Here is a 21,199-nt window from a genome sequence, read left to right as displayed (position 1 = left end):
CAGGCTGACCCGGTGTTGGCCATGGCATTTCCCGTCGATCTCCGCCGCTGCCAGGTGACGGGCCTGGCCGGTACCGCCATCCTCGCGCTCGGCGGTGAGACGGCCGGTGCCCTGCCCGTCCGCAACCTCCTGGCGCCGGCCTCGGCGCAGGCGGCGCTGGGCCTGGTGGGGGTGTACTTCGGGGTCGTCCTGCTGATCTCGGCCTGGGTGCTGCTCGGCCGCCTGGTCCGCGGCCCCGAACCGCCCGCCCCGCGCGCCCTGCTGCTCGTGCTGGCCGTGTGGACGGCCCCGCTGCTGCTCGCCCCGCCGCTGTTCAGCCGGGACGTCTACAGCTACCTCGCGCAGGGCGCCATGGTCGACGCCCACATCGACGTGTACGCCCACGGCCCGGACCGGCTCGGCGGCCCGCTCGCCGACGAGGTCGCCCCGATGTGGCGGCACACCGGAGCCCCTTACGGCCCCGCCTTCCTGGCCGTCGCCTCCGCGCTGTCCGGGCTGACCCGCGGCGAGGTGCCCGCGGGCCTGCTCGGCATGCGCCTGGTCGCCCTGCTCGGCGTGGCCCTCATGGCGGTGGCGCTGCCCCGCCTCGCCCGGCACAGCGGCGCCGACCCGGGCGCCGCGCTGTGGCTCGGCGCCCTCAACCCGCTCGTGCTGCTGCACCTGGTCGCAGGCGCCCACAACGACGCCCTCATGCTCGGCCTGCTGGGGCTCGGCCTGGTGGCCGCGCGGGACCGCAGACCCGCCGTCGGCGCGGTCCTGGTCACCCTCGCCGCCCTGGTCAAGGTACCCGCGGCGCTCGCTCTGCCGGCGGTCGTGGCCCTGGGGGTCCGTTCCGGCCGCCGCCCGCTGCCGGCCGTCCTGACCACCGCCGCGGTCTCCGCCGGGACCACGGTCGCCGCCACCGCCCTCGCCGGCACCGGCTACGGCTGGATCGGCGCCCTGGGCACCCCGGTCTCCCCGCACAACTGGGCGCTGACCAGCCTGCTCGGCCGCGCCACCGGCGCCCTGCTCGCCCACCTCGGCAGCGGCCTGGCCCCGCTGGCCGTCCCGGCCTGGCAGCTGCTCGGCCTCGCGGCCACCGCCGTGACCGTGCTGCTCATCTGGCTGCGGCTGCGCCCCCGGCCGGAGTACGCGCTGGGCCTGAGCCTGCTCACGGTCGCCGTCCTCGGCCCGGCGATCCGGCCCTGGTACGTGCTGTGGGGCCTGTTCCTCATCGCCGCCGCCGCGCCCAGCACCTCGGTACGGCGCCGGGTGGCCGCCCTCGCGGGGGTGCTCGCCCTCGCCGTGCTCCCCAGCGGAGGCCCGGCCGGCCCGGGGCAACTGGTGCTCGCGGTCTCCGGCTGCACGCTCGGCGTGGTCGTCCTGTGGCAGGCCCACCAGACGGCCCAGGCGCCGGCGCGGGGACGCACGGCGTGAGCGCGCCGCCGAGGCCTCGCACCGAGCGCGGCCGCCTGCTGGCCGTGCTCGTCCTCGCCGTGGCGGTGACGGCCTTCACGGCGACCGTGCCACTGCTGCGGGACTTCTTCGACCTGCGCGTGTACTACGGCACGGTGCACACCTGGGTGCACCACGGCGGCCGTATCTACGACTACCGGGTGCCGGGCACCTCGTACGGCTTCACGTATCCGCCGTTCGCCGCGGTCGCCATGCTGCCGCTGGCCCTGCTGGGCCGGACCACCGCGATCGCCGCCTCCCTCCTGGTGAACCTCGCCGCCCTCGCCGTGGTCCTGCTGATCCTGGCCGGACCGGACCGGCGGCGGCACGGCTGGTACCGGTGGGCGCTGTGTCTGTGCCTGCTCGCCCTGTTCGAGCCGCTGCGCGACACCGTCAGCTTCGGCCAGGTGAACACGGTGCTGCTCGCCCTGGTCCTGGCCGACTGCCGGCTGCTGGCGACCGGCCGGGGCCGCTGGGCGGGCGTAGGGATCGGACTGGCCGCCGCCGTGAAGCTCACGCCCGCCCTCTTCGTCGTACTGCTGCTGCTCGCCGGACGCCGACGGGCGGCCGCTACGGCCACGGCCGTCGCCGCCGCGGCGACCGCGCTGGCGGTCTGGGCCGACCCGGCGGCCTCCCGTTTCTACTGGACCGGGGCACTCTGGGACACCGGCCGGGTCGGCCGCCTCGACTATGTGTCGAACCAGTCGCTGCAAGGGGTGCTGGCCCGCCTCGGCGAGACCGGCCGCCCCCTGTGGGCGGCGGTGGTCCTGCTGACGCTCGGCGTCTGGGTGTGGCGGAGCCGCCGGGCGGTCGCGGCCGGCGACTGGACGGCGGCGTTCGCGCTCACCGGCGCTGCGGCCTGCCTGGTCAGCCCGATCACCTGGGTGCATCACCTGGTGTGGCTGCTGCCGTCCTTCGCGGTGCTGCTGCGCGCCGGGCACCCGCGGACGGCGGGCGCCCTGTACGCGGTGCTGTGCACCAGCGTGGTGTGGCTGTGGGCCGACGACGCCTCCGGCCCGGGCGGCTTCCTCGGCGGCAACGCCTACACGTGGATCTCGCTGGGCCTGCTGCTCGGCCTGCCGACGGGTCAGTCACGGGCCGACCGGCCTCCCTTGGCCCGCAGCGCCAGGGCCACGGCTCCCGCGCCGAGCCCGCTGAGGCCCGCGACGACGGCGGTGCCGGACCAGTCCGAGCCGTCGTCGTCCGGTGTCACGGCCGCCGCCACCGGCTTCGCCGACGCCGGAGTACGGGACGGCGGGCGCAGCCCGTCCAGCGAGCCGACCGGATCCACCTGCCCGGCCGCCGCGAAGCCCCAGTCGAGCAGGGCACGGGCCTCCTCGTACACGGTGAACCCGCCGCCGGCCTGAGGATTCAGCACGGTCACGACGAGGGTGCGCCCGCCCCGCCGGGCCGCGGCGACCAGGGTGTTGCCCGCGTTGCTCGTGTAGCCGTTCTTGATCCCGATGAGCCCGGGGTACGGCGCCACGCCGTCCTCGCCGGTCAGCAGCCGGTTGGTGTTCTCGATGGGGTACGACGACCCGTCACCGGGGAAGCGGGCCTCGGCGGTGCCGCAGTACCGGGCGAAGTCGGGGTTGCGCAGGCCCGCCCGGCCGAACACCGCCAGGTCGTAGGCGGAGGACACCTGGCCCGGGGTGTCGTAGCCGTCCGGCGAGACCACCTGGGTGTCCAGGGCTCCGAGCGAACGGGCCTTGTCCTGCATCCGGCGGGCCGTGGCCTCCCAGCCGCCGCTGAGCGCGGCGAGCACGTGCACGGCGTCGTTGCCGGAGCTGAGGAAGACCCCGCGCCACAGGTCCGCCACCTGGTAGGTGTGCCCCTCCTCGACCCCGACCAGGCTGCTGCCCTCGCCGACGTCCGCCAGCTCCTCGTAGCGCACGGTGTGCTGCTGCTCGCCGGGCAGTCCCGGCAGCACGGTGAGCGCGAAGAGGGTCTTCAGGGTGCTCGCGGGCGGCAGCTCGCGGTGCGCGTCGCTCGCCGCCAGCACCTCCCCGCTGCCCGCGTCGGCGACGAGCCAGGAGAGCGCCGAGACCTCCGGCGGTGCGGGCGTGCCCGGGTGCGGCCGGACCTGGATGCCGGAGCGGTAGAGCAGGGACGGCCCGGGCGTCGAGGCCCGGGGGCGCGGCGGAGCGGGCTCCCCGGCCCGGTGTCCGGCGGCGGCAGCGGCCGGCGTGAGTGCCAGCAGACCCGCCACACAGAGGGAGCAGGCCGACACAGCCGCGCGATGACAGAATCCGGTGACCATATGATCAACGTACGAAGATGGTCCGCGAGCACCACGCGGCCCGGGCCGTTCGGGTCGCCGGGCAACCCGGATGCCGCACCGGGCCGTCCCCGGGCCGGGTGTCAGCCGGCCGGCAGGGTGGGACGGATCTGCCGCAGGAACGAGGCGTTGTCCGGCGTGGCGCGCAGCCGCTCCAGGAGGGTCTCCAGGGCGGACGGCCCGGCCTCCCGGGAGCGCAGGGCACGGCGCAGACCGGCCGTGGCGGTCAACTCGGCCGGGGTGAGGAGGAGTTCCTCGCGCCGGGTGCCGGTCGTGCCGAGGTCCACGGCGGGGAAGACGCGGCGGCCGGCGAGCTCCCGGTCCAGGCGCAGCTCCATGTTGCCCGTGCTCTTCAGCTCCTCGAAGAAGTAGCCGTCGGCGCGCGAGCCGGTGTCGACCAGGACCGTGGCGAGGATGGTTAGCGAACCGCCCTCCTCTGCCTGGCGCGCGGCGCCGAAGAACCGCTTGGGGCCGAGCAGCGCACCGGCGTCCACACCGCCGCTCAGGGTACGGCCGCCGGCGGCGGAGGCGTTGTTGTGGGCCCGGCACAGCCGGGTCAGCGAGTCCAGCAGGACGACGACGTCCTCGCCGGCCTCCACCAGGCGCTTGGCCCGCTCCATGACGAGGCCGGCGAGGGCGATGTGCTCCTTGGGCGACCGGTCGAAGGTGGAGGCGTACACCTCGCCGCGGACCGAGCGGCGCATCTCGGTGACCTCCTCGGGCCGCTCGTCCAGCAGCAGGACCATCAGCCGGCACTCGGGGTGGTTGCCGGCCACGGCGGCGGCGAACTGCTGGAGGAGCACCGTCTTGCCGCTCTTGGGCGGGGCCACGATGAGGCCGCGCTGGCCCTTGCCGACCGGCGCGAGCAGGTCGGTGAGGCGTCCGGCCAGGCCGGACGCGGGGTGTTCCAGGCGCAGACGCAGGTGCGGGTGGAGCGGAGTGAGGTCGCGGAACTTCCGTCGGGAGCGTGCCTCTGCGGGGGCGCGCCCGTTGACGCGCGCGACCTCGGTCAGGGCTCGCTGCGCACCCCGGACGCCCTCGACCAGGTCGCCCGTGCGCAGTCCGTGGCGGCGGATCAGCGCCGGCGCGACCTGCGGATCGGCGGGGGAGGGGAGGAGGCTCGCGGCCCTCAGGTGTCCCTTCCCGTGCGCGTCGATGTCGAGGACACCGGTGACGAGCGAGGCGACCGGGACCTGCCGGACCCCGGAAGGGTGTTCGAGTGTGGTGGTCATGGTGGGAGTCCTTTCGCGGACGGATGTCGCGGGCGGAGCGGAGAAGGGGGTGGGGCCGCGAACGGGAGGCGTCTGCGACTGCCTCCGGGCGGCGGGAACGGCACCTCGGTCACGGCGGAGAACGCTCGTCCTGAGGTGGTGCTGGGAAGCCGATGCGCCGCGAGCCGGACATCCGGAGAACGGCGGACGGATCGGCGTGGAGAAGGGAAACCGGCACCGGCGCCCATGGTGGGCGTACACGAGTGCTGACGGCACGGTACCACTCGATGGCGTGCCGTGTCCGCGATTGCCTCAACGAATCCCCGGATCGGGTTGTTCCCCGGGGGGAGGATCGAGCGTCGTGTCGGGCGAACGTCAGGAGGAAGCCGTGGCCACCCCACCTGCCCGCACCCCGCACCCACCGCCTGAACCCTGCCGGTGGTTCCCGCGCGCCGACAACGCGCGGCTGCTGGGCCAGGGCGCCGTGGCCCCGATGGAACTGCCCGACGGGGTCGAGGGCGTGGCCGTACTCGGGCACGAGGGGCCGAAGGAGTTCCTGCAGCATCCCGAAGTCGCCAAGAGCGCACGCCACTTCACCGCCCTGCGGGAGGGGCGGATCACCGAGGGCGGGCCGTTGCTCACGTTCGCCCTCCCCGGCATGACCACCGCCGACGGAGCCGACCACCGGCGGCTGCGGTCCCTGGCCGCCCGCGCGTTCACACCCGCCGGGTGGCGGAACTCCGGCCGTGTGGAGAGGAGTTGACTGACTCCTGGCCGCCCGGGACGAGGACGGCGACCGGCTCAGCCGACAGGAACTGATCGGCACCCTGCTGCCGACATCTCCAGCAACACCTGGCGCAGTGCGGCCCGGATCCCCTCATACTCCGCGACTGCCGCCCCACCGGATCCAGCTCATGTGACGGCAGCCGGCCGACGACCCCTGCATCCTGCTCCTGGCGGACCTTCAGGCCCGCCCGCTCCGCGGCACCCGCGGACGCGACATCGAATCCCGCACGGGCTAGCGTGAGCCGGTCCGGTCGCTCGGTGCGGACGCGCTGGGCCACGTCGCGCAGTTTCATGTTCCTGGCATCTTCACCAAGGAGTTCGAATCCGCCGGCTGGCTGCTGGCCTCCCACGCGGCCGTGGCCCTGGCCGGCGCCCGCACCATCGACCAGCTTCAGCACGCCATCGAGTCCCGGCACGCCATCGGCGAGGCCGTGGGCATCCCGTTGGTGAGAGTAGAGATTCAGCGCGCCGAAGTTTTCCCCGGTCGGTGGAGAGCAGGACTCCGGTCATGCTGACCACTCCCAGCTCGCGGACGGCCGCGGTGAAACGCGGCCAGGCCGGCTGGGGCCGGGTCGTGTCCGCGATCCGATACAGGCGTTCGCCGCCGCCTTGGCGGGCGAGGTCGAAGCACGGGCCCTCACCCAGCTCACCCTGAAGGCGGTCGCACTCTTGCACGATGTCCGCGCACCCTGCCAGCGTCACCGCACGGCCCCTGCGCACGGCCAGGATGCCCGCGGCGTCGCAGCCCCCGACGAGTTCCACCGCCGAGGCGGGGATCTCGTCCAGGGTCTCCTTGGACCGAGTCCCGCCCGCAGGACCGGGGCGGCGTCCCGTACGCCGCCCGCACCTCGCCGAACCGGGCGGCGTGGCCGGGTCCACGCGGGTGTCGGGGCGCATACAGGTCCGATCCCTGCTCCCGCGCCCGCCCGTCCGGCTGCCTCCTCGCCCGTCCTGATCCGCGATTTCCAACCTACTTGCCTACCACTCTGAGATAAAATTTGAGTCTTGCCTTGTCAAGTCTGGGCGGGGTATAGGGGAGGTGTCCGCTTCGCGCGGACACCGAGAAGCACCTGTCCGAGCTGACCCGGCCGACGTCGACGTTCTCGACGGGGTGAGGTCCGTACGGACGCTGCTGGAGCAGTAAGGGGGAGCCGTGCCTGATATGCCCACGAGGGCGGAGGGAGCGGCTGCTGCACAGCAGCGACGCTGTTCTGACCTGCCCGTGTACCCCTGCCTCGATGTGGCCCTGTCGGCACCCCGGGCAGTTCCCGTACACCGGATGGGAGGTGCAGTGCAGTGATCACCGAACTCGCTGTCGAACGTGTGGAGTTCACGTGCGGCTCGTGCTGGCACCGCTGGAGCGTCGACTACGACGTGCAGCGCTACCGAGACGCTCTCGACGCCGAGTGGGAGGTCTTCTACCGCGACAACACCGCCGTTCCCTCCCCGTACACGCCGCAGGGCGCCCCGCCCTGCGAGCACTGCGGCCGCCGCTGGGTCGGACGCCTGGTGGCGCGCCGGCCCGTGCCGCTGCCCGGTGACGACGAGGCGCCGCGCAGCCGTGTCCCGGCCGAGGGTTCCGACCGCCCCGAGCGGCACGCAGCGCCGATGCTGCACGCCGCCGGTCACCCGCAGCCGCAACCGGGCACGCGAGCAGCCCAGCCGACCGCCGAGCCCTCCAGGTGACCCGGACGGTGCGCGCCCCCTTGAAGGCGGGCGCGCACCGTGCGCCAGGAACTCCGGCGCGCCGACTTCCAGGGTGCTGTGGTGGAACCCTGCGGATGGGCGCCCCGGCCCACCGGCAGGTGGGAGCTGCGGCATTGCCGGTCTGCGCGGTCGGCCTCCACGATGACCGGATCAGGGACGTCAAGGAAGGCAGCTCCTCATGGGTGATCATGTGCACGTGCGGCTCAGCCAGGGATTGAGCGTGTCGGCTGACGGCGAGCTGATCGAGCACTCCCGCTGCCGGTGCGGGGCCACCTTCACCAAGGTGTTCGACGCCGACGGCGGCGAGCCGGAACGCCTACCCGGGTCCTGATGCCGGCCCCCGCCGTGCGATCGGTGGGCAGGTCAGTCGCCGCCGCCTGCATGCCCGGATATCCCGGACTGCTCGGCGGTCGTGGCTCGATCGTGGGCCTGCGTTCAGCAGCAGCCGGCCGACCATGACGCCGACCAGGGCCGGTCCGCCCGGACCGTCCCCAGCAGCAGACGAAGGCGCCCGCGCAGTCCGACCAGGGCGAGCGAGGCGTCGATCCCGTCTTCCCCGTAGCCGTCTCGCGTACCGGGGTGACCTCCTGGCCTGGACGCCGCGGCCGACCCGCCCGCGAACCGGACTTCGCCCCTGTGCCAGGTGGAACGCCCGGGTAGCCGCCTGGATGAACTGGTGCTTCCACCACGGCGGCGGCCGCCTTGCTCGGCAGACCGGGATCCGCCACGATCCCCACCCTCCGCACGGCGTCGCCCGCTGCCTCACGCCGAGCTTGCCTCTGCTGCCCGCGTGTCTCCTTCCCAGGTCTCGGTGGTGGTCCCCGGGCGCAAGGCAGCCGCCGCTCAAGGACAGCGCAGCCGAAGCAGGTCCTCCACCTACGCCTGCGACTGTCCGCCGTTGCTGTCCTGCTCTGTGGTGCCGGCGGATACCTGCTGCAGGTCGAGGCGCCCGTCGACGGCGCCGACGCGGACGCGGTCGCCCGGGTTCAGGGTGCCGGACAGCAGCAGGTCGGCGAGGCGGTCTTCGAGCTCGCGCTGAATGGTGCGGCGCAGCGGCGGGCGTCGAACTCGGACTGGTGGCCCAGGTCGGCGACCAGGCCGGCCGCGCCATCGGCGATGTCCGGGCCGCGGGCCCTGAGCACCAGCTCCCGGGCGCGCTCCGAGAGCAGGCTGCCGAGGTCCACCTGCCTCGGGCGCCGCTGGGCGGGCACGGGCCCGGTACTGACGAGCGAAAAGATCATCGAAGTCGCCGAAGGGAGCGCGTCCGAACCCGAAAGCCGAGGTCATCTGTCACAGCCCTTTCCTGGTCACACCGCCGTCCGGCTGCGCTGCAGCGGCGTACCTGCCCACCGCGCCCCCCACTTGCCGCCGCCGTGATCCAGGGACGGCGTCGGGGCCCCGGACTGACGCCCGAGGCCCCGAAGGAGTGGTGTCGCTGTGAGATCAGCCGCCCAGTTCCTTGCGGTCGCTGCCGCCACTGATGGCGATCTTGCGCGGCTTGGCCTGCTCGGCGACCGGGATCCGCAGCTTCAGCACACCGGCCTCGTACGAGGCTTCGATCTTCTCGGTGTCGAGGGTCTCGCCGAGGAACAGCTGCCGGCTGAACGTCCCCGCGGGCCGCTCGGTGACCACCGTCTCGGTGCTCTCGTCGTACGCCGGCTTGCGTTCGGCCTTCACCGTCAGGACGTTGCGCTCGACATCGAGGTCGATGGACTCAGGGTCCACGCCCGGCAGGTCCAGCTCCACGAAGAACGTCTCGCCATCACGCCAGGCGTCCACCGGCATGCCCGCCGGGTGTGCGGCCGTGCCCCAGACCCGCTCGACGAGCCGGTCAAGCTCGCGGAAGGGATCCGTACGCATCAGCATCTGCCATCCCTCCTTCTGGTCGTTCCCGCGTCCACTCGCTCTAGTTCTGATGTACCACTACGCCGCAAAGTTGACAACAGTCGACTCAACTTTTTTCGGCGCCCCGCGCTCCCCGCGGGCCTGCGGTGCGCCGCGCCCTGGAGTACAGGAGGCAGCGTCCGTGGGCCACGCGGGCACCGGACGTCGGCCCCGTCCACGACCGCGAACCGCGGCCGGCGCGGGTGCGGTACTCCCGCCAGGCGGCAGTCAGCCACAGGCCGCCCGCGATCAGCGCGTACAAACCCAGAACGCTAGCGATGGCCACCGCACCGGCATTCGGGCGCAGCCACAACAGCACACCCGCCACCACCGACGCCACGGCGGTGGCTCGCCACCACCACGCGTGCCGCAGCTCGTACCGCATCCGCGTGGCGACCCACAGCTCCAGGCAGCCCGTCACGATGGCCCAGGCCCCCGCCATGACCACCAGCACCAGGGCTGCCAACCCGGGCCACAGGGCCGTGACCAGTCCGGCCACCACGCCCAGCGCGCCGGCCGCCGCGCAGGCCGCGGCAGGGCGGCGCTCTTGCCGGTGCCGCCACGCCGTGCCCAGGAGCATCGCGCCGTCACCCCGCCCTCAGTGGCCGAAGCGGCTTGAGTCTTATGCTGTCAACTTCTTGCAGTCGGATCTTGTCAGTGATCCTTCGAGTCGGCTATATGGATATGCGGTACTCGATCGTCGGGCCACAGTTGCCTGCGGCCTACTTTCAGGAGGGAGAAGTTGGACATGCTTGCGCGTACCGGCGTTCTGGGTGATCTCGACCGGCTCACGCACCAGCTCACGAAGGCCGACGCCTCAGCGGGCACCGTCATCCCGGCAGATGCCTGGCGCGACGACGCAGCGCTCTACGTGCAGTTCGACCTGCCTGGTATGGACCGCTCCAGCATCGAGCTGACCACAGAGCATCACACACTGACCCTGACCGCCGAGCGGCCCTCCCCGATCCCGGCCGACGCCCGTCCCGTACTCACCGAGCGGCCCACCGGCCGGTTCACCCGCCGCCTGGTCCTGTCCGACGCTCTGGACACGGCTGCCGCCGAGGCGGCCTACGACAACGGCGTCCTCACCCTGCGCATCCCGCTGGCGGCACACGCCAAGCCCCGAAAGATCGCCATATCCGGCGGCGCACCCAAGCAGCTGACCTCCTGAGCTCCACCTACCCGTCCGTCCCATCGCACCGAAGGAGGCCCAAACCATGAGCGCCCTGTTGTGGCTGCTCATGCCCCTCTTCGCCGGTATCGCCGCCAGCGTCTGGGCCTGGCGCACCGGACGCCGCAGCCCCAGCCCGCCCGACCACGACACCTGGGAAGACCTCGACCGCTACCAGCGGCTGCGGACCGTCCTGAGCGCCAAGCCACACGCCAAGATGGCTTTCCCGCTGCGGGAAGGGCGGCTGCCATGGCCCATCGGCGCGTCGGTGGGAACGCTCCGCCGGGCAGCCGGCCGCTGAGAGTCGGCGGCAGGTGCTCAGGTGATGTTCACCTGGATGACTTGCGGTCACCTCATCGCCGGCGAAGGCGGGAGGGACGACGCGCCTCGCCGTCGCCGGCCTTTCGCGGAGTGGCCGGTGGCGGCATGAGGCCGCTGGGCCGGGACCAGCAGGCCGCGGGTGGCACTGAAGTGCTGCCAGCCGGCGAACGGATCCGGGTGTCTCCGACAGGATCAACTCGGCGATGTTCCTCCTGCGCCCAGCTCCGAGGCGTAGAGGACGTCCGTCTGCGCAAACTCAAGGTGCTCAGCGACACTCGGCTCCTGCCACCGCTACTGGCGATCCTGCGGTCGCCGGCTCTGCCGAAGCGTGCTGATTTGCCAGCCAGCTTGCGCCGTCACACCGCGCGCGTCCCGGTCGTACCGTCATGGATCCGTAGCAGATGTCCGCAGACCATAACGATTGCGGACGTCGGGGGACTTGACCGCCAACCGCGTATTATCTTCGCGGCATGTCCACGCCACCGCAGCCGCCGCAGCCGGCCGGCCAGCCCGCGCAGCAGCCTCAGCAGCACCAGCCGCCCGCCCAGCAGCCGGCCGTCCCGCCGCAGCCGACGGCCTATTCATACCCGAACCCGCAGTCGCCTCCGGCGGGCGCCTTCTACGCGCAGCCGACGCTGGCCGGGCAGCCCGCGCCGGGACAGCCGCAGCCGGGAAACCTCTACGCGGCGCCCCAGTACGGGCCCGTGCCGCCCGCCCCGCCGGCCGGTGGAGGAGGGGCCGGCCGGGCGGTGCTGTGGGCCGCCGTCGGCGCGGTCGTGGCCTCCGCCGCCTGGGCGGCCGGTGTCCTCCTCGGCGGGAAGGCCGACAGCGCGGACCTGCGCGGCTACGCGGCGCCCTCCAACATGTGCTCCAGTGCCGACTACGGTTCCTTCAAGGACGAGTACACCCAGGACGACTCCTCGCCGACCCGCACCTCGCTCGACGACAAGGCGCTGGAAGAGAGCTACTGCAGCCTGAGCCTGAAGAAGCCCGGCTCGTCGTACGCGGACGCCTACCTGACCATCCAGCTGGACCTGCACAAGAAGACCGACCCGGGACCCGAGTTCACCGCCACCTGGAAGAACTACGGCGAGAGCCACACCGGTTACGACGTCGACCCGGTCGAGGGCGTCGGAGACGAGGCCTACCTGATCAGTCAGGACACCACCAACGGCTCCTCCAGCGGGTCCCGTTACGCCACGCTCGCCGTCCGCGACGGCTGGGTGACGTACCTGATGACCTACAGCGCCTATCTGTCCTCGTACGACAAGGACAAGGACCCGCCCGCGCTCACCGACGTCACCGACTGGCTGAAGACCGACAGCAAGGCCACGCTGCGGCAGCTCCAGGACTGATCCGCCGCCGTAACCACCCCGTATCCGCCGGGTCGCTCGTCGGAGTGGTGATGCCGCGCGGCACCGCCCGTGTCCCCGGGCGGTGCGGCACAGTGGGCGGGTGCCTCGCCGACTTCTCCCGCTGTTCGCGGCGGCGCTGATGGGCCTCGCCGGCTGCACCACCGTCAGCTCCGTCCCCCCGCCCGACAACGCCCGCTCCCGCCCCGCCCTCGCACCCGACGCGGGGGCGCGCCCCTCGGCGCACCGGGAACCGGCCGGGGCACCGTCCGGGAAGGCCGCGCTCGTCCGCACCGGAGGCGCGCATCCGGACCGGCGCCCCTCGGCGGCCGCGCCGACCCGGCACCCCGGGCCCGACCGCGCATCGGCGGCCGCGCCACGGCCCCGTGCCGTGGCTCCGGCCGCCCCGCCCGGGGGGCACCACGGCCCGGAGCGCCGGACCCCCGTACGACGCCCGGCCCCGCGCCCCCGCCCGGCCGCCCCGCCGTCCGCCGCCGCCCGCATGCGGGAGATGTGCCGCCAGGCGGACGGAGTGGCCGAGCCCCGGATCGTCCGGCTCTGCCACGACACCTTCGGCTGAGGAGCCCGTGGGACGGCCCAGGGCGACCGGCATAGGCTGACGCCATGTTCGGTCCCCAAGGCCCCACGCTCCGGGAACTCGCCGTGCAGGCGCTGTCGTCCGTCGAGCACGGCTACGACCTGCTCGCGCCGAAGTTCGACCACACCCCCTTCCGGACCCCGGACGGGGTGCTGGACGCGGTGGCGGAGGCGCTGGCGCCGCTCGGCCCGTTCACGGACGGGCTCGACCTGTGCTGCGGCACCGGCGCCGGGACACGCGTGCTGACCGGACTGTGCCGGCGCAGCGTCACCGGGGTCGACTTCAGCGCCGGCATGCTCGACGTCGCCCGGCAGCGGGTGCGGCCCGCGGACGGGCCCGGCATCGCCTGGGTGCGTGGCGACGCCCGGGCCCTGCCGTTCACGGCCGCGTTCGATCTCGTCGTCTCCTTCGGGGCGTTCGGTCACTTCCTGCCGCGGGAGCTGCCGGGGCTGTTCGCCCAGGTCGGCTCGGTGCTGCGGCCCGGAGGCCGGTTCGCCTTCCCGGTGTTCGCGCCGCCCCGCCCGGCCCACCCCGGCTTCTGGCTGCTGCTCGGCTTCGACACGGTGATGCGGGCGCGCAACGCGCTGTGGCGACCGCCGTTCGTCATGTACTACCGGGCCTTCCGGCTCGGCACCGTGCTGCGGGAGCTGGAGCGCGCGGGCCTGACGGTCGAGCTGGGCGTCCTGCCCGGGTTCGGCCGACGTGCCGACGGCAGCCCGCGCGCCCGGCTGGTGGTGGCCCGTCGGCCCGGGGAACGGCCCGCCCGGCTTCAACCCGCCGCAGGCAGAGTGAACTCGTAGACCAGCGCGTCCCGTTCGGCGTTCACCACCAGATCGGTGATCTCCAGCGGGCGCGCGTACTGGTCGTGCACACGCCGGGTCACCCGCACCGAGGAGGCGTCGCCGACCTGGGTGATGGAGTCCCGGTGGTGCAGGGTCAGCCCCGCCTTGCGCATCCAGTCGTAGGCCCGCCGCAGCTGCGCCGGCGTGGCCCCGTCGGCCCGGTCCCGGTAGCGAGCCAGCTCCGCCACCTCGGCCAGCACCACCGCCGAGAACGTCGTCAGCGCCGTACGCAGCGACCGGCCGTCCGGTGTCACCGACAGATAGCGGTGCACCAGGGTCGGCCGGTGCGGGGCCAGGCCGAGCGCCCGCGCGTGCTCCGGCGGCGGCGTCTCCCAGGTCACCGTGGCCCGGTCCACCGCACAGGGGTCCGCCGACCGGGCGCCCACCGGGAAGGTGAGCGACTCCGGCGTCTCGACTGGCCGGCCGGGCAGTGTCGCGTGGCTGCCCCGCCGGTCGGTGGCGACCAGGCCGCTGCGGCGCAGCACCTCCAGCGCCTGTCGGACGGTCTCCCGGCTGACCCCGTAGCGCGCGGCCAGGTGCCGCTCGCCGGGTAGCCGCTCACCCGGTGGAATGGTGCCGTCGCGCAGTTCGTCGAGCAGCAGCGCCGCGATCCGCCCGTACAGGGGCCGGTCGTCGCCGGGCGGGGGATCGTGCGGGGTGGTGCGGGCCATGCCGCGCCCTCCTGTCGTGACAAAACGTAGTCATGCGGGCTCGTTGCGCGACCACAATTAGCATTGGTCTAAACCACGAGGGAAGGGTGGTCTCCCGGTTCGGCCGAAATCCACCCGCACGCACGTCGGTCACCAGCCGCCGCGACCCCCCTTCACAGGGCTCGGTAGAGGGCGTCGACCAGCGCGGTCTTCCGTGGATCGTCGGCGATGTGCGGGCCCATCCGGTTCATGACGTAGCCCAGCGACACCTCGGCCTCCGGGTCGGCGAGCCCACAGGAACCGCCGAATCCGTCATGGCCGAAAGCTCGCGGATTCGGGCCGTACGACCCCCGGGACCCGCTCAGCCACAGGCCGAGCCCGATCTCGGTCTCGCCCTCGAAACCCGCGCCGATCACCAGGTCGCGGCAACTGCCCTGGCCCTCGCGCACCCGCTCCGCGGCCTGGGGGGACAGGATCCGCCGGCCGCCGTGCGAGCCGTGCCCGGCGAAGACGCCGTACAGCGCCGCGACCGCCCGGGCGGTGCCGTGTCCGTTGGCCGCCGGTATCTCCGCGGCCCGCCAGCCGGCGCTGTTCGCCTCCGCCGCGCCGACGACGGGGTTGGTCAGGGCGGCCAGCGCGGGGGGCGCCAACTGGCCGAAGACCGCCGCCTGTTCACCGGCCGCCGCGGCCGACGGATGCACCATCTCGGCCGCCCGGCCCGCCTGCCGCGCCGGCAGCCCGATCGTGAAGTCGATCCCGAGCGGCCCGGTCACCTCGCGCTCCAGGAAGGCCCCCGGCCGCAGCCCCGAGACCCGTCGCACGACCTCCCCGACCAGGAAGCCGTACGTCAGCGCGTGGTACCCGGACCGGGTGCCCGGCTCCCACCAGGGCGCCATGGCCGCGAGCCGCGCGGTGGTCAGCTCCCAGTCGTACAGGTCCTCCAGGGTGTGCGGCTCCCGCAGCCCGGACAGGCCGGCGCGGTGCGACAGCAGGTGCCGTACGAGCACCTTGTCCTTGCCCGCGGCGGCGAACTCCGGCCAGTACGCGGCCACCGGCGCGTCGAGGTCGAGCAGACCCCGGTCGGCGAGGATGTGCGCGCACAGGGCCACGGGTCCTTTGGTGGTCGACCACACGTTCACCACCGTGTCGCGCTCCCAGGGACGGGTGCGCGCCGCGTCGGCCCAGCCGCCCCAGAGGTCCACCACCGTCTCCCCGGCGACGGTGACCGCCACCGCGGCGCCGAGTTCGCCTCGCTTGCGGACGTTCTCCTCGAACGCCTCCCGTACCGCGGCGAACCGCGGATCGCAGTGACCGTGGATCCCTGTGTGCGTCTGCGGTGTCTGCGGTGTCTCCTGCGCGGACATGCGGCCTCCGTCGTCGCCGGCGAACCCCGGGCCGCGTCCCTGCGGCCCGGGCGCTCCGAACGTACCGACTGGTCGGACCGGAGGGAAGTGCGGCGCAGTGGACGGGGGTACGTTTCAGGCGTACGACCGCAGCCAGCGCACCTGCGCCGCCTCCTGGAAGGGGCCGCCGCCCTCGTGGTCGTTGAAGTCGTACACCTCGATCCCCTTGTCCTCGTGTCCCCACGCGTTGAACGCCGCGAACACGGTCGACGGCGGGCAGGTCTGGTCCTCCAAGGCGGCCGAGAACAGTGCCGGCGCCCGGCCCCGGGCCGCGAAGTGCACCCCGTCGAAGTAGGACAGCGTGCGCAGCACGTCCGCGGAGCGTCCGCGGTGGGTCTTGAGGAACAGGCCGATCTCCCGGTAGGGATGACGGTCCGTCAGGACCGCCGCACGCGGATAGTCGCACAGGAACGGCACGTCCGGGGCGACCGCCACCAGGTCGGGGACCAGGCCGCCGACGGCCAGGGCGATGCCGCCGCCCTGGCTGGCGCCGGTCACCGCGGTCCGCGCCGCGTCGGTCAGCGGATGGGAGCGGGCGGCCTCGACCGCGCGTACGGCGTCCGTGAACACCCGCCGGTAGTAGTAGTTGTCGGCTGCGTCGACGCCCCGCGTCATGAATCCGGGGTAGGCGGGCGCCGCGCCCACCGGGTCCGGTGTGCCGCCCCCGCCGCCCCAGGCGCTGCCCTGGCCGCGGGTGTCCATCGCGAAGTGGGCCCGGCCCGTCGAGGCCCACAGCAGGTTCTCGTGCGGCAGGCCGCGCCCGCCGCCGTAGCCGATGAACTCCACGATCAGCGGCAGCGGTTGCGTGGCCCCGGCGGGCAGCCGCAGCCAGCCCTTGACGGGGTGCCCGCCGAATCCGGCGAACGTCACGTCGTACACCTCGACCGTGGACAGCCCGGTCTCCACCGGCTCGAAGCGCGCGTCCAGTTGGTGCTCGCGAGCCTGCTGGAGCGTCTTGTCCCAGAAGGCGTCGAAGTCCTCCGGTTCGGTGGACTGGCTGCGGTACGTGCGGAGTTCGTCGAGAGGCAGATCGAACAGGGCCATCACAACCGCCTTTGTGAAGGGAGACTGCGTCGGCTCACCGTACGGCTGTGGTCGGATGACTCGCCAGGGTGCTGCGGGTCTGCGCCCCTTCGTGTGTGGTGTTCCAGTGCTGGTCGTTCGACGAGTAAGCGCTTGTCCTCTCCCGGGGAGGGGCGGGACCTCGTACTCCCAGTGGTCGGGTGATCAACCCGTCACATGTGCGGCTGGGTCCAGCGCGGCCCCGTCCGGGCCCACTCCCGCTCCCACTCGGCCAGCCGGTGCCGCAGCGCGATCCGGCGTTCCACCGCGTGGCCGAGGAGCAGCACGGTCGCCATGCCGCCGGCCGCGCCCAGCCCCACGGTGACCGCGTGCTGCCAGACCGCCACGTCGTCCGGCGGCGGGGCGACACTGCGGCCCCGGGAGTCGAACCACACCGAGACCGGTTCGCCGGTGCGGGTCCCCGCCGGCACCCGGGCCCACGCCGTCCGCACCCCCTTGCCCGGCTCGGTCCAGCGGACCTGGGTGCGGTACGGGTGCCGGCGGTCGCTCTGCATGGCGGACAGCCGCTCGGGCGCCTCGCCGATCACCACGGCCCGCACCTGATGGCGCTCGGCCCGCTGCGCCGCGGCGAGCGCGGCGGCCCGGTCGTGTGCATGGAGGCCGGCGGCCACCCCGACCAGCGGCGCGACCACGAACAGCAGGACGGCGACCACCAGCACCGTCCACGCCTCCACGACGTCCGACCGGCGTCGCAGCGGATTGCGCCGCCAGCGCCAGCCACGCACCCGGATACGCATGTCCACCTCCTCGCCACCGCCGGAGCCGGAGAGCCGGAGGAGCCGGGCCGCCGGTCCACCGCCCCCACCGCTCACGTACACGAGCGTCCACACCCGTCTCATACCCCGTTCGGCGCACCTCGCGCATGCCGCGAACCGCTAGTTCCAGCCCATATGGCGCACGGCACCCGTTATGCGCCCCACGATCGCGCGCCCTGCTCCGCCGCGCGACCTGGGCGCCCGGCCGAGCCGCTCGACGCCGGCCGAGGACCTGGCTCCCGGGGAGTGGAGCTGCCGGTCTCTCAGGCCGATCCGTCATCGAACCCCGGTGCCTTGAACGTGCCGTAGGGGACGATGCTGTCGCCGACCAGGTCCCGCCCGGGTGGCGACATCCGGAACGTGAACGTTCCATCGGCGGCATCTTCGCCGACCACGGCAGTATCGCCATCGGCTACGCCGGGCAGGTCCACCATCACGCCCCGCCCCGCACACCAGCCGCCTGGCCGCACCAGGTCGGCGTGCTCCCGCCCCGCGACCTGTCGTTCCAGCACCGGGCCGAGGCCGACCAGTTGCGGACGGCGGTCGACAGCGTGGGTACTGCGGTGCTCAGCCAGGTACTGACCGGGACCGGCGGGGTGGGCAGGACGCAGCCGGCTGCCGATTACGCCCGAACCGCCTGGGACAGCGGCGGTGTCGACGTACTGGTGTGGATCAGCGCGAGCAGCCGCTCAGCGATCATGGCCGGCTACGCGCAGGCTGGTGTGGAGGTCCTTGCCGCCGACCCCGGCGACTCTGAGCACTCCGCGCGGGCGTTCCTGGACATTCCGGGACTCCGCGGCGGCGCCCATCCCCATCAGCTCTTTCGGATACTCCCCGGGGGCCGACCTCGGTTCTCAGCCGAACCGCTCGATGCGGATCCGATCCACCGGCTGGCCCGCCGCGACCAAGAGGCGGGAAGCGTGTTCGGCAAACCCGTTGGTTCCGCACACATAGGCCTCCCACCCATGGGCCGGTTGCTCGGCCAGGAGCGGCGCCACATGTGCGGCCGTCATACGTCCCACCGGCACCCCGGGGGGAGCGCTGCGGGTGAAGACGGGTGTCGTCTCCGCGCCCAGCTCCGCCGCGTAGATCAGCTCCTCGGGGCTGCGCGCCGACACCAGCATCCGCAGCGGGACGGTGAGGCCGCGCGCCCGGTGGTGCCGGACCATCGACATCAGCGGTACGACGCCGGAGCCGGCCCCGAGCAGCAGCGCGGGCCGGTCACCGGGCCAGGCGAAGAAGCCGCTGAGGGGGCCGCGCACCTCGACCGTGTCACCCGGCCGGGCCACGGTGTGGAACCAGCCCGAGACCTCGCCGTCCGGCACCCGGTCCAGGGTCAGCTCGATGTGGCCGGAGTCGTCCGGCGCCGACGCGATCGAATAGTGGCGCTGCGCCACATAGCCGTCCGGGGCGGTCAGCCGCAGCATCAGGTGCTGGCCCGGCAGATGCCCCGCCCACTCCGGCACCGCCAGCCGGAAGGTGGCCGCGCGCGGCGTCTCGCGCCTGATCCCGGTCAGGGTGGCGGTCTGCCACGTCGCCGCCGTCTCGTGGCCCACGGCGATCCGCCCCGGCACCGCGAACCTGGTCGGGGGAGTCGTCGTCTCAGTCACCGGAGTACCGCTGCTCCTCCCAGGGGTTGCCGCGCGCGTGGTAGCCGTTGCGCTCCCAGAAACCCGGCTCGTCGTGGTCGAGGAGGGTGATGCCCGCGATCCACTTGGCGCTCTTCCAGAAGTAGAGGTGGGGCACGAGCAGCCGCGCCGGGCCGCCGTGCTCCGGCGGCAGTGGCTCGCCGCCGTACTCCCAGACGATCCAGGCCCGCCCGCCGGTGAGGTCGGCGAGCGGCAGGTTCGTGGTGTAGCCGGTGTGGGAGCGGGCGACGGCATGGGTGGCGGACCCATGGGGCCGCACCACATCGAAGAAGGCGTCCAGCGAGACGCCGCTGAACCGCACGCCGAACTTCGACCAGCCCGTCACACAGTGGATGTCACCCGCGTACGCCGACGCGGGCAGTGCGTGTGCGGCGTCCCAGTCCCAGGTGTGCGGGCGCTCCACCAGGCCGTCGATGCGGAAGGACCAGTCGGCGGGGGCGAGGTCGGGGGTGACCTCGGCGGACAGGACGGGCCAGTCGTCGCGCGCGTCGTACTGCCCGGGCGGCAGCCCCGGATTGTGGACGCGCGGACGGCCCGAGAAGCCTCGCGTGACGTTCATGGTTCAACCGTACGCTGTCGTGCCGAGCGCTCCGCCCCTGGTCCGCGCCCCCGTCATTGCGGCCGTGTGAACTCTCGCCGGTCCCGGGAATACCGGGCCCGGCGCCGCTCCTTGCCGATCGGTGCCGGCTCCCGTGCGCCACGGCAGCGCACGGGACGCGTCGGTGACAGCGCGAGGGAAGTGAGGGAACGAGGATGCCCCAGGCGTACGTGGCCAGGACCGTGATCGAGGTGACCGCATGAGCGTCGTGAGCAGCCCGGGCGGCCCCGGCCGGACCACCGCCGGCCTCCCGCACGTCCTCGACGACCCGGCCCTCGCCTCCCTGACCGGCCCGCACGCCCGCTTCGCCGAGCGGCGCGGCCGGGTGCTGCGCTACCCGGTCGACGTCTCGCCCTGGCTGGCGCTGCCCGAGGAACCCGACGCACAGGACTGGGCGGACCTCGCCGCGCTGGCCGGCCCCGGCGGCGAGGTCCCGCTCCCCGGGTTCCGCGGGGCGGTTCCGGAGGGCTGGGAGATCACCTTCCGGGTCGAGGGCGTGCAGTTCGTGGACGACGGCCTCGCCGCCGCACCGGACCCGGAGGCGGTCCGCCTCGGCCCGGCGGACGTCCCCGAGATGCTCGACCTGGTGGCCCGCACCCAACCGGGGCCGTTCCTGCCGCGCACCGTGGAACTCGGCACCTACCTCGGTATACGCCGTGACGGCGCGCTCATCGCCATGGCGGGGGAGCGGCTGCACCCGCCGGGCTGGACCGAGATCAGCGCGGTCTGCACCGATCCCGCCTTCCGCGGCGAGGGCCTGGCCACCCGGCTCGTCCTGGCGGTCGCGCACGGCATCCGGGAGCGCGGGGAGACGCCGTTCCTGCACACCAGCGCCGAGAACGGCACCGCGATCCGGCTGTACGAGTCGCTCGGCTTCCGGCTGCGCCGCCGAACGGCGTTCCTCGCGGCCCGGGTGCCGCAACGGCTGGCGGACGGCCGCGCGGCGGCGCCGGTGCCGTGACCCGGCCGGTGCCTCAGGCCGGCTCCGTCCCGCCCGGCTCTGTCCCGCCCGGCTTCGCGTTGTACCGCTCCAGGTAGGCCGCGAACCGCACCAGGTCCTCCTCCGGCCAGCCCGCGAGCCGCTCCCGGAACGCGGCCCGGCGGCTGCGGGTGACCTGGGCCAGGATCTCCTGGCCGGCCTCCGTCAGATGCAGTACCTGAACCCGGTGGTCCTCCGGGTCCAGGCGGCGCTCGATCAGCCCGGTCCGCTCCAGCGCCGCCACCTGGCGGCTCACCGTGGACTTGTCCAGGGCGTAGTGCGCCGCCAGGTCCGTCGCCCGGCAGCCGCCGCGCTCCTCCAGGTGGCCGAGCAGGGTGTACGACACCAGGGACAGCTCGGGGTGCATGCGGCCCGCCGAGGCGCGGGCCCGGCGGGCGAAGATGGTCATCTCGCGCTGGATCGTCTCCACGGCCGACTCCGCTGCGCTCACGGGAATACCTCCTCCGACGTTGTAGTTGTATAGTACAACTTGGAGTG

Annotated in this window: 23 protein-coding genes and 2 pseudogenes; 11 read left to right on the top strand and 14 right to left on the bottom strand. The window is 73.5% G+C overall.

The genetic code is table 11. From position 1 onward, the window contains the following. The first annotated feature begins 21 nt into the window (after positions 1 to 21). Together mptB and S1361_RS40025 are read left to right on the top strand one after the other, a co-directional pair. Positions 22 to 1,416: a polyprenol phosphomannose-dependent alpha 1,6 mannosyltransferase MptB gene (gene mptB, locus S1361_RS03990; RefSeq protein WP_208030457.1), complete on the top strand. Its 1,395-nt coding sequence runs from the start codon at positions 22 to 24 to the stop codon at positions 1,414 to 1,416. Continuing rightward, complete coding sequence (locus tag S1361_RS40025) at positions 1,413 to 2,801, top strand: glycosyltransferase family 87 protein (protein WP_208030456.1); 1,389 nt, start codon at positions 1,413 to 1,415, stop codon at positions 2,799 to 2,801. The genes mptB and S1361_RS40025 overlap by 4 nt, the downstream gene beginning before the upstream one ends. A gap of 59 nt (positions 2,802 to 2,860) precedes the next feature. On the opposite strand, the pseudogene S1361_RS03980 reads toward S1361_RS40025, so the two are convergent. Continuing rightward, positions 2,861 to 3,694: pseudogene (locus tag S1361_RS03980) on the bottom strand (D-alanyl-D-alanine carboxypeptidase family protein); the annotation flags it as partial. 101 nt (positions 3,695 to 3,795) lie between these two features. Then, on the bottom strand, positions 3,796 to 4,944 hold the full coding sequence (rho, locus tag S1361_RS03975) for a transcription termination factor Rho (RefSeq protein ID WP_208030455.1): 1,149 nt from the start codon (positions 4,942 to 4,944) through the stop codon (positions 3,796 to 3,798). Between the two features lie 404 nt (positions 4,945 to 5,348). Between rho and S1361_RS03970 the strand changes: the two are divergent. The 3 genes and pseudogenes from S1361_RS03970 to S1361_RS03960 all read left to right on the top strand — a co-directional run. Further along, positions 5,349 to 5,694, top strand: a pseudogene (locus S1361_RS03970) (cytochrome P450); the annotation flags it as partial. Between the two features lie 1,311 nt (positions 5,695 to 7,005). Continuing rightward, positions 7,006 to 7,395 carry a hypothetical protein gene (locus tag S1361_RS03965; protein WP_208030454.1) on the top strand — a complete coding sequence of 130 codons (390 nt, stop codon included), beginning with the start codon at positions 7,006 to 7,008 and terminating at the stop codon, positions 7,393 to 7,395. A 199-nt stretch (positions 7,396 to 7,594) separates the two neighbouring features. Beyond that, positions 7,595 to 7,747 (top strand): hypothetical protein, encoded by a 153-nt coding sequence (locus S1361_RS03960; RefSeq protein WP_208030453.1) that lies wholly within the window; start codon positions 7,595 to 7,597, stop codon positions 7,745 to 7,747. 545 nt (positions 7,748 to 8,292) lie between these two features. On the opposite strand, the gene S1361_RS38930 is transcribed toward S1361_RS03960, so the two are convergent. The 4 genes from S1361_RS38930 to S1361_RS03945 form a co-directional block, all read right to left on the bottom strand. After that, positions 8,293 to 8,457 (bottom strand): hypothetical protein, encoded by a 165-nt coding sequence (locus tag S1361_RS38930; RefSeq protein WP_243769493.1) that lies wholly within the window; start codon positions 8,455 to 8,457, stop codon positions 8,293 to 8,295. Continuing rightward, positions 8,403 to 8,657 (bottom strand): hypothetical protein, encoded by a 255-nt coding sequence (locus tag S1361_RS03955; protein ID WP_243769587.1) that lies wholly within the window; start codon positions 8,655 to 8,657, stop codon positions 8,403 to 8,405. Before S1361_RS03955 ends, S1361_RS38930 begins: the two co-directional genes overlap by 55 nt. Before the next feature lie 202 nt (positions 8,658 to 8,859). Continuing rightward, positions 8,860 to 9,282 carry an Hsp20/alpha crystallin family protein gene (locus S1361_RS03950; protein ID WP_208030452.1) on the bottom strand — a complete coding sequence of 141 codons (423 nt, stop codon included), beginning with the start codon at positions 9,280 to 9,282 and terminating at the stop codon, positions 8,860 to 8,862. Positions 9,283 to 9,367: 85 nt separating this feature from the next. Then, positions 9,368 to 9,880, bottom strand: a complete 513-nt coding sequence (locus tag S1361_RS03945) for an HdeD family acid-resistance protein (protein WP_208030451.1) — start codon at positions 9,878 to 9,880, stop codon at positions 9,368 to 9,370. Between the two features lie 168 nt (positions 9,881 to 10,048). Between S1361_RS03945 and S1361_RS03940 the strand changes: the two genes are divergently transcribed. The 5 genes from S1361_RS03940 to S1361_RS03920 all read left to right on the top strand — a co-directional run bounded on the left by S1361_RS03940 (position 10,049) and on the right by S1361_RS03920 (position 13,542). Continuing rightward, positions 10,049 to 10,471 (top strand): Hsp20/alpha crystallin family protein, encoded by a 423-nt coding sequence (locus S1361_RS03940; RefSeq protein WP_208030450.1) that lies wholly within the window; start codon positions 10,049 to 10,051, stop codon positions 10,469 to 10,471. 46 nt (positions 10,472 to 10,517) lie between these two features. Further along, complete coding sequence (locus tag S1361_RS03935; RefSeq protein ID WP_208030449.1) at positions 10,518 to 10,772, top strand: hypothetical protein; 255 nt, start codon at positions 10,518 to 10,520, stop codon at positions 10,770 to 10,772. A gap of 490 nt (positions 10,773 to 11,262) precedes the next feature. Continuing rightward, complete coding sequence (locus tag S1361_RS03930; protein WP_243769063.1) at positions 11,263 to 12,147, top strand: hypothetical protein; 885 nt, start codon at positions 11,263 to 11,265, stop codon at positions 12,145 to 12,147. Between the two features lie 100 nt (positions 12,148 to 12,247). Then, complete coding sequence (locus S1361_RS03925; protein ID WP_243769062.1) at positions 12,248 to 12,724, top strand: hypothetical protein; 477 nt, start codon at positions 12,248 to 12,250, stop codon at positions 12,722 to 12,724. Between the two features lie 44 nt (positions 12,725 to 12,768). Continuing rightward, complete coding sequence (locus S1361_RS03920) at positions 12,769 to 13,542, top strand: class I SAM-dependent methyltransferase (RefSeq protein WP_208030448.1); 774 nt, start codon at positions 12,769 to 12,771, stop codon at positions 13,540 to 13,542. Here S1361_RS03920 and S1361_RS03915 read toward each other — a convergent pair. The 7 genes from S1361_RS03915 to S1361_RS03885 all read right to left on the bottom strand — a co-directional run bounded on the left by S1361_RS03915 (position 13,512) and on the right by S1361_RS03885 (position 19,683). Beyond that, positions 13,512 to 14,255 carry a GntR family transcriptional regulator gene (locus S1361_RS03915; protein ID WP_208030447.1) on the bottom strand — a complete coding sequence of 248 codons (744 nt, stop codon included), beginning with the start codon at positions 14,253 to 14,255 and terminating at the stop codon, positions 13,512 to 13,514. The two genes, S1361_RS03920 and S1361_RS03915, sit on opposite strands and share 31 nt — an antisense overlap. A 152-nt stretch (positions 14,256 to 14,407) precedes the next feature. Further along, a complete protein-coding gene (locus S1361_RS03910) occupies positions 14,408 to 15,598 on the bottom strand; it encodes a serine hydrolase domain-containing protein (RefSeq protein WP_208030446.1) in 1,191 nt (396 codons plus the stop codon). 114 nt (positions 15,599 to 15,712) lie between these two features. Next, entirely contained in the window at positions 15,713 to 16,681 is a 969-nt protein-coding gene (locus tag S1361_RS03905) for an acetylxylan esterase (protein WP_208030445.1), read from the bottom strand. A gap of 191 nt (positions 16,682 to 16,872) precedes the next feature. Further along, positions 16,873 to 17,457 (bottom strand): Rv1733c family protein, encoded by a 585-nt coding sequence (locus S1361_RS03900; RefSeq protein WP_208030444.1) that lies wholly within the window; start codon positions 17,455 to 17,457, stop codon positions 16,873 to 16,875. A 281-nt stretch (positions 17,458 to 17,738) separates the two neighbouring features. After that, positions 17,739 to 17,987, bottom strand: coding sequence for a hypothetical protein (locus S1361_RS03895; protein WP_208030443.1), 249 nt, complete (start codon positions 17,985 to 17,987; stop codon positions 17,739 to 17,741). Positions 17,988 to 18,329: 342 nt separating this feature from the next. Further along, on the bottom strand, positions 18,330 to 19,085 hold the full coding sequence (locus tag S1361_RS03890; protein WP_208030442.1) for a ferredoxin reductase: 756 nt from the start codon (positions 19,083 to 19,085) through the stop codon (positions 18,330 to 18,332). Continuing rightward, the gene (locus tag S1361_RS03885; protein WP_208030441.1) at positions 19,078 to 19,683 is read right to left on the bottom strand and encodes a sulfite oxidase-like oxidoreductase; all 606 of its coding nucleotides are present in this window, start codon (positions 19,681 to 19,683) and stop codon (positions 19,078 to 19,080) included. The genes S1361_RS03890 and S1361_RS03885 overlap by 8 nt, the downstream gene beginning before the upstream one ends. A gap of 238 nt (positions 19,684 to 19,921) precedes the next feature. Between S1361_RS03885 and S1361_RS03880 the strand changes: the two genes are divergently transcribed. After that, the gene (locus S1361_RS03880) at positions 19,922 to 20,683 is read left to right on the top strand and encodes a GNAT family N-acetyltransferase (RefSeq protein WP_208030440.1); all 762 of its coding nucleotides are present in this window, start codon (positions 19,922 to 19,924) and stop codon (positions 20,681 to 20,683) included. A 13-nt stretch (positions 20,684 to 20,696) separates the two neighbouring features. Here the strand turns inward: S1361_RS03880 and S1361_RS03875 are convergent, their stop codons facing one another. Beyond that, entirely contained in the window at positions 20,697 to 21,110 is a 414-nt protein-coding gene (locus S1361_RS03875; RefSeq protein WP_243769492.1) for a MarR family winged helix-turn-helix transcriptional regulator, read from the bottom strand. Positions 21,111 to 21,199 lie beyond the last annotated feature (89 nt).

The sequence above is a fragment of the Streptomyces cyanogenus genome (assembly GCF_017526105.1).
GTDB lineage: Bacteria > Actinomycetota > Actinomycetes > Streptomycetales > Streptomycetaceae > Streptomyces > Streptomyces cyanogenus.
This window is presented reverse-complemented; position numbering and strand designations above follow the sequence as displayed.